At 58.6% G+C, this 12983-nt stretch carries 14 protein-coding genes and 1 pseudogene; 3 read left to right on the top strand and 12 right to left on the bottom strand.

All coding sequences use genetic code 11. From position 1 onward, the window contains the following. Positions 1-196: 196 nt before the first annotated feature. From ABCR88_RS07590 to rpoE, 3 genes are read right to left on the bottom strand one after another with little or no spacing between them, the layout of a single operon-like run. Positions 197-1153 carry a MucB/RseB C-terminal domain-containing protein gene (locus tag ABCR88_RS07590; protein ID WP_041116484.1) on the bottom strand — a complete coding sequence of 319 codons (957 nt, stop codon included), beginning with the start codon at positions 1151-1153 and terminating at the stop codon, positions 197-199. An 8-nt stretch (positions 1154-1161) separates the two neighbouring features. Then, complete coding sequence (locus tag ABCR88_RS07585) at positions 1162-1749, bottom strand: anti sigma-E factor RseA C-terminal domain-containing protein (protein ID WP_011059788.1); 588 nt, start codon at positions 1747-1749, stop codon at positions 1162-1164. A 31-nt stretch (positions 1750-1780) separates the two neighbouring features. Next, positions 1781-2362, bottom strand: a complete 582-nt coding sequence (gene rpoE, locus ABCR88_RS07580) for an RNA polymerase sigma factor RpoE (protein ID WP_007930230.1) — start codon at positions 2360-2362, stop codon at positions 1781-1783. Positions 2363-2920: 558 nt separating this feature from the next. On the opposite strand from rpoE, the gene nadB reads away from it, so the two are divergent. Beyond that, a complete protein-coding gene (nadB, locus tag ABCR88_RS07575) occupies positions 2921-4528 on the top strand; it encodes an L-aspartate oxidase (protein WP_350404312.1) in 1608 nt (535 codons plus the stop codon). Positions 4529-5070: 542 nt separating this feature from the next. On the opposite strand, the gene ABCR88_RS07570 is transcribed toward nadB, so the two are convergent. The 7 genes from ABCR88_RS07570 to ABCR88_RS07540 all read right to left on the bottom strand — a co-directional run bounded on the left by ABCR88_RS07570 (position 5071) and on the right by ABCR88_RS07540 (position 10976). After that, positions 5071-6114: a hypothetical protein gene (locus ABCR88_RS07570; RefSeq protein ID WP_350404310.1), complete on the bottom strand. Its 1044-nt coding sequence runs from the start codon at positions 6112-6114 to the stop codon at positions 5071-5073. A gap of 37 nt (positions 6115-6151) precedes the next feature. Then, on the bottom strand, positions 6152-6586 hold the full coding sequence (locus tag ABCR88_RS07565; protein WP_070415300.1) for a hypothetical protein: 435 nt from the start codon (positions 6584-6586) through the stop codon (positions 6152-6154). A 165-nt stretch (positions 6587-6751) separates the two neighbouring features. Further along, positions 6752-7039, bottom strand: a complete 288-nt coding sequence (locus ABCR88_RS07560; RefSeq protein ID WP_350404309.1) for a hypothetical protein — start codon at positions 7037-7039, stop codon at positions 6752-6754. Continuing rightward, entirely contained in the window at positions 7036-7230 is a 195-nt protein-coding gene (locus tag ABCR88_RS07555; RefSeq protein WP_350404308.1) for a hypothetical protein, read from the bottom strand. The genes ABCR88_RS07560 and ABCR88_RS07555 overlap by 4 nt, the downstream gene beginning before the upstream one ends. After that, entirely contained in the window at positions 7230-7985 is a 756-nt protein-coding gene (locus ABCR88_RS07550; RefSeq protein WP_350404307.1) for a KilA-N domain-containing protein, read from the bottom strand. Before ABCR88_RS07550 ends, ABCR88_RS07555 begins: the two co-directional genes overlap by 1 nt. A gap of 456 nt (positions 7986-8441) precedes the next feature. Further along, positions 8442-9065, bottom strand: coding sequence for a hypothetical protein (locus ABCR88_RS07545; RefSeq protein ID WP_350404306.1), 624 nt, complete (start codon positions 9063-9065; stop codon positions 8442-8444). A gap of 477 nt (positions 9066-9542) precedes the next feature. Next, positions 9543-10976: a tyrosine-type recombinase/integrase gene (locus ABCR88_RS07540; RefSeq protein WP_350404305.1), complete on the bottom strand. Its 1434-nt coding sequence runs from the start codon at positions 10974-10976 to the stop codon at positions 9543-9545. Between the two features lie 43 nt (positions 10977-11019). Here ABCR88_RS07540 and ABCR88_RS07535 point away from each other — a divergent pair. Further along, positions 11020-11211, top strand: a pseudogene (locus tag ABCR88_RS07535) (L-aspartate oxidase); the annotation flags it as partial. Here ABCR88_RS07535 and ABCR88_RS07530 read toward each other — a convergent pair. Further along, complete coding sequence (locus ABCR88_RS07530) at positions 11180-11632, bottom strand: protein YgfX (protein ID WP_015634517.1); 453 nt, start codon at positions 11630-11632, stop codon at positions 11180-11182. The pseudogene ABCR88_RS07535 and the gene ABCR88_RS07530 overlap by 32 nt on opposite strands. Beyond that, positions 11616-11870 carry a succinate dehydrogenase assembly factor 2 gene (locus ABCR88_RS07525; protein WP_011059785.1) on the bottom strand — a complete coding sequence of 85 codons (255 nt, stop codon included), beginning with the start codon at positions 11868-11870 and terminating at the stop codon, positions 11616-11618. Before ABCR88_RS07525 ends, ABCR88_RS07530 begins: the two co-directional genes overlap by 17 nt. 149 nt (positions 11871-12019) lie before the next feature. Between ABCR88_RS07525 and ABCR88_RS07520 the strand changes: the two genes are divergently transcribed. Beyond that, complete coding sequence (locus tag ABCR88_RS07520; protein WP_041116481.1) at positions 12020-12961, top strand: folate-binding protein YgfZ; 942 nt, start codon at positions 12020-12022, stop codon at positions 12959-12961. Positions 12962-12983 lie beyond the last annotated feature (22 nt).

Below are 12983 nucleotides of genomic sequence, written 5' to 3'. Positions count from 1 at the left end.
AGCGATATGGAACAGCAAATACCGAAACTGCAGGGGCGGCATCTTTGTTCCAGGAACGACAAATAAGGTCAGAACCGAGGGGGTTCTGACCTATAGAAAAACTCTGGGAATTTTGCAAATGAAATTGCTGACCAAACATTTCATCTTCTCAATTGTGGAGCGGGCATCACTGACCTCTTACACAACCAACAAAGGCTCATTGCTTGGCAGTGGCATCGGAACGCATCGACAGCGCAATACGTTCAGCAGTACCAATGGGGATCTCCCCGACCACCGTGACCATCATCTCGCCATCGGGGGTAGTCAGGCGGCGTGATACAGCCACCGTAGGTCCGAGCTGAGTGCGGGTATCGGTGACCGTCGCGCCGTTGAGCGGCTCGAGAAACACCGAAAAGCGCGCAAGACCATCGTCATACAGCAGGCTGTTGACCATGGATTTGGTTTCCGGATCCTTGCGGGCACTGCTGCTGGTCAATTCGAAGCCCGGAGGCAGCCAGTCGGAATGCCAGGTTTGCACAGTCTTGACCGCCGAGGCCTTGTCGCTGTCCAGAGACACCGGCTTGCAACCAGCGCTGGGACGCAACTCGACGTCGTCAGGCACATCCGCAGTATCCAGGCGAGTGAACTGGAAGCGCTCCAACAACTGCCCCTTGTCGTTGAGCAACAGGGACTTGAGCGGCAGCCCGGTCTCACGATCCAGGTGCAGCTCGAAACCATAGCGATGCTGGTCCTTGGGCGTGACCGAAACGATCACCGCCTGGCGACCGGCCACCCGCGACTTGCCGATGACAGCAAGGTTGTACCAATTCTTGAGTTTTTGCGGGTCCAGGGCTCGGGCGGCACCGTCCGGGGAATCCCCGAGACCTGCCACCAACTCGCCACTGACGCACTGGGTACGACCGTCGACACGCACCACCTCTTGAGCGGACCCATCGAGCTGGATCAACCGCTCACGGACCTTTCCATCCTGGACGCGATGCCAGATGTTATGGGTAGAAAAACTACCGTTGCGCTCGTAAACGAAAGTGCCCTGAAAGCTTTGCTGCTGTTCCGCTTGCCCAAGACGCTGCAACCAGTCCTGGGCTTCGTCGGCATGGGCTGGAACCACAAACCAGCCACTGAGCAGAAGCGTTAATAGAGGTATGGCGCGCATGATCCTCCTTAGCGGTTTTCCAGGCTTGCCGCACGGGCGTAAGGCAGAGCGCTTTCAGTGCCTTTGAGTGCAGCTTGCTGGGCATGCTGGCGCAAGTAGCTTGGCAGACGCTGATCGTGCCAGCCTGGCTGCCCTTGCAGTACGCCATTGGCCATGGGCCCAGTAGCTTCCGAGCTTTCATTGTAGCCAGCCAGTACTGCCGGCCCTTTGACTTGTGGAGTCGCCAGGGTGGGCTGGCCGGTTTGCTGTGCCAGCTCGACACCTGCGATCTCGTCCTGGTTGTACAGGCGAACACCCGCCAGCACGGCCACGGTCACCGAGGCAGCTACGGCCAGACGGCCCAGGCTGCGCCAAGGTCCGCGGGAGGCTTTGGCCGGCACGGCCTCATCAGCCAGAGCTGCAGAAACGGCAGCGGCGATGTCCAGACGCGGAAGCAGCAACTCCTTGTGCATGGCTGCCCGGGCGATTTGATAACGGGCCCAGGTCTCACGGGTTTCCACTTCGTCGACGGCATTCAATACCCGACGCAATTCCAGTTCGTCCGCTTCGTTATCCATCACCGCGGACAGCGATTCCTGCAGGGCTTCACGACTCATGGCGGTTCCTCTCTTGGCTGTCGCCGCTGTCTCAGGTTTCCTGCAACAACGGCTGCAGGGCTTTATCGATGGCTTCCCGAGCGCGGAAAATCCGGGAGCGCACGGTACCCACCGGACACTGCATGACGCTGGCAATGTCCTCGTAACTCAGACCATCGAATTCACGTAAAGTTAAGGCCGTACGCAAATCTTCAGGCAGTTGCTGGATGGTTCGATGGACGGTGCCCTCGATCTCATCCCGCAGCAACGCACGCTCCGGCGATTCGAGATCCTTCAGGCCATGATCGCCGTCATAGAACTCCGCATCCTCAGAACTTACATCGCTATCCGGCGGCCTGCGGCCGCGTGAAACCAGATAGTTTTTCGCCGTGTTGATGGCGATACGGTACAGCCACGTGTAAAACGCGCTGTCACCCCGAAAATTACCTAGCGCACGGTAAGCCTTGATAAAAGCTTCTTGTGCAACATCCTGGGCTTCATGGGTGTCGTGCACGAAACGCACGATCAACCCGAGAATTTTGTGCTGGTACTTCAGCACGAGCAGATCGAACGCTCGCTTGTCGCCACGCTGAACGCGCTCGACCAGCTGCTGATCCTCTTCCTGGGTTAGCATGAACACTCCTCGATAAGCTCGGAGGAGGCTTGCATCACTAAACGATCAGGCTTGCAAACATAGACTCGGGCTTTTCGCAAAAGTTCTCCCCCTCCAAGCAAGTTTCCTGCGGGCTCTGATCCGGCACGCACGAAAAACGCAGCACGGGCGAGGCCGGCTGCGCGAATAATCCTGTCGTCGAATTCTGTCACAAGGGACACACTGTAAACCTTGGATATAACCGACGCTGTCCCTTCTTTCAGGCAACCTTCTATTGAGTTTGGGGCCTTGGCAAAAGTTCCCAATCTTTATAGCTGCGCCAGACGAAGATTGTGTAACGGTGGCAAGAAAAACCGCCCTATGTCTTCGATTAGCCGCTCCAGAGGCTGGAATGCTCCGAATATCGGACTGACCGAGAGCAACGCTTTTGCTCGGTGAAGTCGCACAATGCCATGAAGGCGCGACTATTGTGCCGATCCCCCCCTCTATATACTAGTGGGCTGTGTGGCTGCTTTGACTTGCCGATTCAGGCGTCTTGCGCCAACCCCTTCCCGGGTCGCTTTGAGCGGAATCCTTCAAATGAGCCAACAGTTTCAACACGATGTTCTGGTGATTGGCAGCGGTGCCGCCGGCTTGAGCCTGGCCCTGACCCTGCCCAGCCACCTGCGTATTGCCGTCTTGAGCAAAGGCGACCTCGCCAACGGCTCGACATTCAGGGCCCAGGGCGGCGTCGCGGCCGTGCTGGATGATACCGACACCGTAGAATCCCACGTCGATGACACCCTCAATGCCGGGGGCGGCCTGTGCCACGAGGATGCGGTGCGCTTTACCGTGGAACACAGCCGCGAGGCCATCCAGTGGCTGATCGACCAGGGCGTGCCCTTTACCCGCGACGAAGACTCCAGCAGCGACGACAGCGGCTTCGAATTCCACCTGACCCGCGAGGGCGGCCACAGCCACCGGCGGATCATCCACGCGGCGGATGCCACCGGTGCGGCCATCTTCAAGACCCTGCTGGCCCAGGCTCGGCAACACCCCAATATCGAATTGCTGGAACAAAGGGTCGCCGTCGACCTGATCACCGAAAAACGCCTGGGGCTGGAAGGCGACCGCTGCCTGGGAGCCTACGTGCTCAACCGCAGCACCGGCCAGGTCGACACCTTTGGCGCGCGCTTCGTGATCCTCGCCTCCGGCGGCGCAGCCAAGGTCTACCTCTATACCAGCAACCCCGACAGTGCCTGCGGCGACGGTATCGCCATGGCCTGGCGCTCGGGCTGCCGGGTGGCCAACCTGGAATTCAACCAGTTCCACCCCACCTGCCTGTATCACCCTTTGGCCAAGAGCTTCCTGATTACCGAAGCCCTGCGTGGCGAAGGCGCCCACCTCAAGCTGCCCAACGGCGAACGCTTCATGCCGCGCTTCGACCCTCGGGCCGAGCTGGCACCACGGGACATCGTGGCCCGGGCCATCGACCATGAAATGAAGCGCCTGGGCATCGACTGCGTCTACCTGGACATCAGCCACAAGCCGGAAGCCTTCATCAAGAGCCACTTCCCCACCGTTTACGAGCGTTGCCTGGAGTTTTCCATCGATATCACCCGGCAGCCGATCCCGGTGGTGCCGGCCGCGCACTACACCTGCGGCGGGGTGATGGTGGACCAACAGGGCCGCACCGACGTGCCGGGCCTGTACGCCATTGGCGAAACCAGTTTCACCGGCCTGCACGGCGCCAACCGGATGGCCAGCAACTCGTTGCTGGAGTGCTTCGTCTACGCCCGTTCGGCGGCGGCCGACATCCTTCGGCAACTGCCCCAGGTGTCGATCCCCATCGCCCTGCCCGCCTGGGATGCCAGCCAGGTCACCGATTCCGATGAAGACGTGATCATTGCGCACAACTGGGACGAGTTACGGCGGTTCATGTGGGACTACGTAGGCATAGTGCGCACCAACAAGCGCCTGCAGCGGGCCCAGCACCGGGTGCGCCTGCTGCTGGACGAGATCGACGAGTTCTACAGCAACTATCGCGTAAGCAGAGACCTGATTGAGTTGAGGAACCTTGCTCAAGTAGCGGAACTGATGATCAGGTCTGCCATGGAGCGTAAGGAATCTCGGGGTCTGCACTACACGCTGGACTATCCAGAGCTACTGCCAGAGGCGAAGGATACGATCCTTACACCGACCTTTTGAGGCACGTTAGGAGCCCATAGCGTAGCACCATAGGACCCCGTTTTGTAACAGCTTTGGCACACATTTGTCCCAACGCTGGGGTCCTTATCGCCTGCCCGCAAGGGTCCTTATCGTGTGCGCCTGAGCGAGCGTGCGAGGGCCTACGGGGGTAACCGCGCAGGTTAGTAGTTACAGGTGGTCTCAGAGAAATTTGTGTCAGATTCTCAAAGGGTACGCGATACGTCGCCAATGACCTCTCCGACCAGCTCAGCGATTAGCTCGCCATGAGCGCAGCCATAAAGAACCGCTACGGTTCCGACCAGCTTCCACGTAGCTTTCGACATAGCGATAGCCTTAAGGACGGCCAACCACGGTTTCTTGGCGGCCATAGCGGTCTCCTTAGGCGTTCCTACGTAAAATGTGATGGTTGTTGTGGGTCATGTCCCTGCTCTTCGAGCGTAGGAACGCGCCACGGAATGGGCTCAACTGAAGACCCACCTATTTAGGTAGATGCTCAGGTCAGCCCACAAGGCCCGCGATGGGCCCTATGGATACTGCGGGTGTTACGCCTTGACGACCACGCGGGTAATCAGCGGGAAGTTTACGGACTCAACTTGCAGGCGCTCGGCTGGGTCCTCAGGGTTTGCCAGCTTGATCTTGACCTTGGCCTGAGCCATTACGTCAGCCACACCGCTCACCTCAAAGTCCCAGCCCTGTACGCCAGCGTTACGGCTCGCAAGGATCTTCCACACGTCGCCTTCTTGGTCATGACGGAACGACAGCGAGGCGAAGCCCTTGGGCAACATGAAGACGCCACGGTCAGACCCGGAATAGAACTGAGTACGGCAGCCCAAGAGTTCCTCAATGGATTCGACACCGGCACGCTGGGCAGCACGCTCAAGCATTGCCTGCTCGGTCATGTGCATCAGCAACACGAAGTCGCTCAGTGAGTTACCGACCGACTGGTTAATGCTCAAGGTCAGGGCGTCGATCCAGTCCTCAGCACGTTCACGCGGAGTGGTGCCCGCAATGGAGACTTCCTTGGCTTCGACGCTTGGGGACTTGATGAGGATGTCTACCACGGTGGAACCACAGGCTTTCTCAAAGTCAGCCAGCATCTTGTCCATCATCTGACCAATGCTATTGCCAGTGAAGCCAGCAACAACGTGAGCATCCAGAAGGGTGAAGCGATGCGAGAAGAACGCTGCGGTATTGGTCGGCTCAGTGAAGATGAAGTCGCCCGCTACGGCCTCCCCTTTGGTGATCAGAGAGTGATCGTAGATCGACTGGCGCGGATCAAACTCGACGTTGCGGTTGACCATGTTGACCAGTTGAACGGGGGTCGGCTCGGTGCCTTTAGGGCGGAACTCACAGGGGATCGCATCGACAGCGTTCTGCTCCCATTCGCCGCCATTGAAGAATTCGTCCATGCCCTGAGTGATGGCCTGAGCCAATACGCTGGAGTCAGTCGCTTGGGTGCCCGTAGAGGCTTGCGAGCTGAACTGAAGGTTGCCGCCATTGCCCCACACGGCAGACTCATAGGAAGTCGGCGCAGTGTAGCGGTCGCGCTGGTCACGGTGATCGGTAGTTTTGAATGCGTTGGACATAATAGTGGTCTCCTGAAATTGGTGAGAAAGGTCGGTCTTAGTGGTTGTCGAGCCAGTTGGCATCCGATGAGAAGCTGCTACGGCCATTAGCGGACCGGATAGCTACGCCCATGGCCCGGTACTTGTCCTCTCGGGTCTCACGAGCGGCACGACGACGAGCGACCTCAAGGGCAGAGCCACCTTCATAGGACTTGCAGCGCTCGGCATGGGCATTGGCTTCAGCGATACGCTCAGCCTGCTCACGTTGTGCGACCAACTTACGGGTCTCGATGGCCCTTACGATGGACGGGAAGGCACCAGCGCTCAGACCAGCATCGAGGTACTGACCTACGATGGCCTCTTGGGCAGGCTTGTTGGTCCCTGCGGTGGCAATCAGGGTCGCCAGCATGACGCCCTCGGCATACGCACGGGCTACGACCTGACCTTGTACTTCAACGGTTTCAGGGGTGACTTTCTGGATATTCAGTTGCATGGTTGTGGGTCTCCTATTAGAGACATTGATTCATGGCCTTGCCGCATAGAGGCAACGTGACCAGATGGCAAGGAGTAGCCTCACGGGCCTCTCAAGGTCATGATCAATATCTTCTGGGTTTCAGTTAGATGGGGTTGTTGTGCCGATGGCGGACGGCGGTGGGTGTTACAGCGGTAGGGTGATCGGTTGACGGGTCAGCGGGATCTGCATGGGGACCATCAGGACCGCATCAAGGTGCATATTGCTGGTGGCGATAGAGTCGATGAACGAGACCAAGGCCGGATTGGTGGCCTTCAGATGCTCGCAAAGTCGCTCGTAAATGACACCCTGCTCACCCTTGCAGGTCATCCGTCTACGGACGTAATGATCACGCCAGATGGCACGCAGGATGACCAGCTTGGTCCGACTTGCAGGGGTCGTTAAGAACGCATTGAGTTGCTCAGCGAAGGTCATGGGTGGACCTCCTTATCACGAGCCTTAGCGCGGGCACGGGAAGCTGCTTCACGAATCTTGATGGTGTCCTTGTGGTACTGCATGGCGACCTTGCGTTCATACGCCGAGGCTCCTTGAAGCATCATGGTCAGAACCAAGATTAGACGGCGTGATTCCTTACGGGACAGGGTGTTGACCTGAGGGATACTCATCAGGCCACCTCCTTGCTTACACGGCCCCAGCGGTCAATGCGTGATGCCTGAGCCGCCTTTTTGGCTTTGGCCTGAGCGGTCTTCTTTTCGGCGACCTTCAGGTTGACCTCTTGAGCTTTCTCACGCAGCCAGTCGAGTCCACGAGGTTTAACCCGCCAGCCTTCACGGTTGCCGTAGACCGACGAGACCTTTACGAAGGCGCCCACTTCGAAGCCTTGTTTCTTGGGTCGTGGCGAGCCGGTACGGGACCCGAAGTTATCGACGGGGTACACGAAGGACTTCATGGTGACCAGAACGTCCATAGCCAAGCGAGGTTGCTGAATACCTGCTACACGGCACGCTTCGGTCCATGTAAGACCAGCACCACGGGCCTTCAGGTCGAGGGTCGTAGCCTTGGGCATGTTGGCAGCCAGCAGGGCGTCCTTTGTCTTGGCGTCACGGATGGCGCTGTTACGCATGGCGATGAACGCACGGATGACCATTAGGTAGAAGTCAGTCGAAACCCACATGGCGTAAGCGATAGTCGCAGCCTCGGTTGCCATGGTCCCGCCGTTGTCGCCATGAACGATGTTGAAATTTCCACATCGGTGCAGCTCAGCCTGTACGGCATTGCTCCATTGACCGGGGCGTTTATTGTCGGGCAGACCCAGTGCCTTGTGGATGGCCGTGAGGCTCCACATTCCATCTTCGTTCGGCTTGAACGTTTGACCCTCAATCACGATGGGCAGCAGTTCGGTTTGGTTATTGGTCAGCATAGTTGTCGGATCCTTTTTGGTAGTGCCCTTCAGGTCGCACCCACAGCCGAGCATCCAGACCCCGACAAAGGGACCCGGCGTGGCATGAAAGGCACTATCAGAAAGACTGGATTAGTTGTGTTTGCGCCCAGCGACGGGCGTAGATGCACGGGGCAGACCCATTGAGCGCCCTTTACGAAAGGACTTTGGGCCTACCCTGTTGTAGTGAGGGTTTTTGCGTCACCCTTGACGTGACCATGCAGAACCTGTTAGGCCTTAGACTCAATAGACCCTTGGCGTGCTGCTCATGGAGTACTTAAAGTTGACTTTGAGGAAGGGGATTATTTTGCAATAGCAAATCCCTTCACACTGGGTCCACCTAACGCCCTTGGGGTCCACAATGCGTAACCCAGTGAGTTTTACCCCAAGACCCGTAAAGACCTGAGGTCATAAAGTTTTCTTTTATATTATCCGGCGTTAAATCGAAAAGGCCCGGAATAGAGCCTCCGCGTCTATTTCAGCCTTGATTGTAGGGTGCCGCTCAACATACGAGGCAATCCCATGAGCAGCATGTCGGGCAGCCTTAGCGATGCGCTGTGCGGTCCGTAAGCTGATCTCGCTGGTCTTGCAGACCTCCGCTGTGATCTCCGTGGCGAACAACGCACCGATGACTGCACGGGCCTTTACGTTGATCTTGCCATTCGTGACTCCGGCACTGGTGATGATCGACCCGGTGATGATGTGATCGACCCATGGCAGCAGGTCAGGCAACGCAAGGAGATGCATGTAGGCGGCTACCGGATTCGCGTAACTGGTCTTGGGTCTCCCCCGTCCGGCCTTGGCAGGCTTAGGAGCCCTCAAAGCTGAGGCCACCGCTTCCGGGAAAGTCGAAAGCGTGACAGCACTGGAGTGGTCCGAAACGAGCAGGGCATCAGCACGTCGCTCAGTAGCCCATGCTTGATACTTCTCTTCGGGGTTCTTCGCCCGAACCATCGCGCTCTGGGCAATGACCTCGCCAGTGACTGGGTTAACGTGCAAGATGCAACCGGCCTCGTAGTCAACATGGCGGTGATACGGGCCGGGCTGGTTTAGCTGGGTCATATGGTCCTCACTTGAAATCATGGCGACCGTTGTGGTCATCCTGTTTCAGTGAGTGTTTTTAACGACACCAGCCATCACGCCACGCCACAAGGCACGACACATGGCCAATTGACATAACGGATCCAGCGCTATCTGATAGGGACTCACATCTCAATAAACGGAGTTAGCGATGTCTTGGTACACAAACGATTCGCGAGTCACGAGGGTCACCGAACCGGGTGATCATTGGACAGCCACGCATAAGCCGGGATCAACCGTTCCAATGTCTGGTATTTACCGCTGCTTGGGTTGCAACAAAGAGGTGACCTCTAACAAGGATGATCCGTTTCCCCCACAGAGCCACCACCAACACACAGCGGCTCAAGGGACTATTCGGTGGCGTCTGAATGTAAGGACGAACACTGAAGGAAAATAAGTAACGTAGGGCCCGCATACTGTCTTTCCACTGCGGGCCCAGCACGAATGTGCCCAGCCTAATCAGAGCAGAGCTTTCACCAAAGCGTCAGCCATACGCCCCACCTCAACAGCACTCCCAGACCCGTACAGGTCGTAGCTGATAGATCCCGACGCATGCCCCAAGATGGACTCAGCGGTCCCCACAGGCACCTCAGCGGCCTTCAAGGCACCGGCCAGCGAGTGACGCAACGAGTGGAAGGTCTGGGTCCGATCAGCGTTCAAGCTCAAGACATCCCGTAACGCACCGTTAAGCAGGTTCGAGAACTGACCAGCGCCCAAGGTGAACAGCCGAGATTCGGCCTTCCTGACAAACTCAAGGAACGCCTTAAGGTCGAAGCCATAGGCACCGTCAGTCAACGGTACGACACGCAGAGCATTCTTGGTCTTGGCTGTCTTGCCATCGTTCCTATTGATGTCGATGACCCACACAGTCCCGACCTGCTTTACGTCAGCCTTGGTCAACTGCCTCAGTTCCTCGATACGGGTCCCTGTGATCACCCCAAGGGACAACGCCCAGCGCTGCCATGCGTCCACTGGTAGTGAATTAGCATGGGTCATCAGGGCCTTTACCTGATCCTGAGAGAGCGCCTCACGGGAACTGTCAGCGCCCTTCGTGGGCTTCAGACCCTTGTCGAAACTCTTGTCCAAATAGCCGTTGTTCACAGCCCAATCCATGACCGTTGATAGCCGGGTCAGCAGCTTCTTTACCGTCGAAGGCTTACGGTCCTCAAGGAGCTTGTCCCTCAGGCCCTTCATGTCATCCCGTGTGTGGCTCTTCATGTCCAAGTCGCCAAGGATCACACCGATAGCCTCACACGATGACTTCACGTCCCGCATGGTGCTGGCCTGAATGCTGTCTTTGCGTTCCTCCATGTACAACGCAGAGAGGGACTTGAAGGTGAGACCCGGAGAAGCATTTACAGATTGGGAGAGAAAGAGGGCTTCAGACGTGCCACAAGGTTCGCCATTGAGGTCTTTGACGATCTCGACCAGCTTCCCTGAACGGCCCCGCATACGCTCCTGAGAGGCCTCAAGGATCTCAAGTGCCTTACTCACTGCCCGCTGCTGATTCACGCTCAGAGGCAACGTTGCGGACGCCTTACGCAGCGCCAAGTGATGCTCATCGTTGATCATCTCGTAAGCGACCAGTGAGCTGTCACCGTGTGCCACCGTCAGGTTGTACTCAGCGAAGTCAGTCAGGCGCTCACGCAGTTCATCCCATGACGCCTCTGGGTTGTCCAAGTGGTAAGCCTTGAGGGTCGAGAGGATGTCGTCTGAGATGGTCATTGCGGTGGCCTTGTCGGTAGTCCTGAGTGACAGCGTGAAGAAGCCCTTAACGGTTCCTTGAGGGCGAAGGCGAAGGTAATAGCGACCAGACCGGCGATAGTGGTACGGCTTGGCGAGCGCAGTTTGTAACAGGTTTGTCCCACTTTGGGAGCGGTGGTTGACGGTCATCGGCTGAAACCCCTGTATCCATTGGGTTTAGCCTCATAGGGTCGAGTTCTACAGCAACTACAAGGTCAGCCGTGACCTGATCGAGCTGCGCAACCTGGCCCAGGTGGCCGAGCTGATGATTCTCTCGGCCATGGAGCGCAAGGAGAGCCGCGGCCTGCACTACACCCTGGACTACCCGCAGATGCTGCCCGAGGCCCGGGACACTATTCTGGTGCCGCCCACCTACGCCGGCTGAACTTGAGCCGCAGCCGCAGGCGCCGATGTTGGTCGGCAGCCTGCGCGTCCCGCGGTACACAGAGGGAGCGCACCCAGCGCTCGCCCCGCAGCCGAAAACGCAGCACCACGATCAATGGCAGAGCCAGGCTGTCGGGGCGCAACTGCACGGCCTGCCACCCCTCGGATCGACTCCACAGCTGCCAGCCTTCGGGCGAATGGCGCAACCCGGTGAAGGCACGTGGATGGCTCAAGAGAATCTGCCGCGGCAACACCCAGCCGGCGTGCAGCAGGCACAACCCTAGCCCCACGAGCCTGGCGACAGACGGAAGATCCAGCAGGAAAAACGCGCCCAGGGCGAACGCCTGGGCCAGCAGGTAGGCCGCCAGCAGTTGCCGTGAGGCACGCCAGCGGCATTCGAACAACCTACTTGGGTTGGACACGGTCCAGAATCATGCGGACCATGCGCTGCAGCTCGGGGTCCTCGGACTCGCTGCGCTCCATGAACCAGCCAAACATGTCCTGATCCTCGCACTCCAGCAGCTTGCGATAGCACTCGCGGTCGGTCTCATTGAGATGCGGGTACACCTCCCTGACGAACGGCACCAGCAATACGTCCAGCTCAAGCATGCCGCGGCGGCTGTGCCAGTAGAGGCGATTCAGTTCAACATCTTCAACCATGGAGCGCTCCTCAAATAGAGCGCAAGTATACAGCCCGGGGAAGACGAGAACAGTCGGCTTTGGTCGGTGGCCACCCATCCTTTGTGAACTATCCATTTCAGGGGCGCCCCCTTATGATGTGCTCCAGACTTTTTACCCTGCGATGAACCATGGCTGACTCCGCTTTTTTCTGCCCCCTCTCCCACGAAGGCGTGCTCGCTGTCCGCGGGCCTGACGCCAGCAAATTCCTTCAGGGTCAGTTGACCTGCAACCTCAATTACCTCAGTGACAGCCAGTCCAGCCTCGGCGCCCGCTGCAATCAGAAAGGCCGCATGCAATCGAGCTTCCGCATCCTTCTGGAAGGCGACGGCTGCCTACTGGCCATGGCCCGCGAGCTGATCGAGCCGCAACTGGCGGACCTGAAGAAGTACGCGGTGTTCTCCAAGGCCAAGCTTGCCGACGAAAGCGCCAGTTGGGCGCGTTTCGGCCTGGCCGATGCCCAGGTCGCCCTGAGCGGTCTGGGCCTTGAGCTGCCCGAGGAAGACGGCTCCGTGGCCCGCGCCGATGGCCTGATCGCCTTGCGCGTATCCAGCCAGCGCGCCGAACTCTGGGTGCCGGCCGAGCGCGTCGCCAGCCTGCGCCAGCAACTGGCCGCGCAACTGCCCGAGGGCGAGCTGAACCAGTGGCTGCTGGGGCAAGTCCGCGCGGGCCTCGGCCAAGTCATGCCCGAGACCCGTGAACTGTTCATTCCACAGATGCTCAACCTGCAGGCCGTTGGCGGCGTCAGCTTCAAGAAAGGCTGCTACACCGGCCAGGAAATCGTCGCCCGCATGCAGTACCTGGGCAAGCTCAAGCGTCGCCTGTACCGCCTTGCCCTGCCTGGCGACGCCCTCCCCGTTCCAGGCACTGCGCTGTTCGCTCCCAGCCACAACAGCGCCATTGGCGAAGTGGTCCTGGCCGCCCGGGCGCAGCAGGGCGTGGAACTGCTGGCCGTGCTGCAGGCCGAAGCGGTGGAAGGGGGCGAACTGCACCTGGAAACACTCGAAGGGCCAACCCTGCAACTGCTGGACCTGCCGTACCAGCTGGATCGCGACCGCGAGATCCAGCGCTGATTGCCTGCCTTTTCTTGCAACA

The sequence above is a fragment of the Pseudomonas sp. W17 genome, from assembly GCF_040268305.1.
GTDB lineage: Bacteria > Pseudomonadota > Gammaproteobacteria > Pseudomonadales > Pseudomonadaceae > Aquipseudomonas > Aquipseudomonas protegens.
Note: the sequence above shows the minus strand (reverse complement) of the source record. Positions and strands in the feature narration are given on the sequence as shown.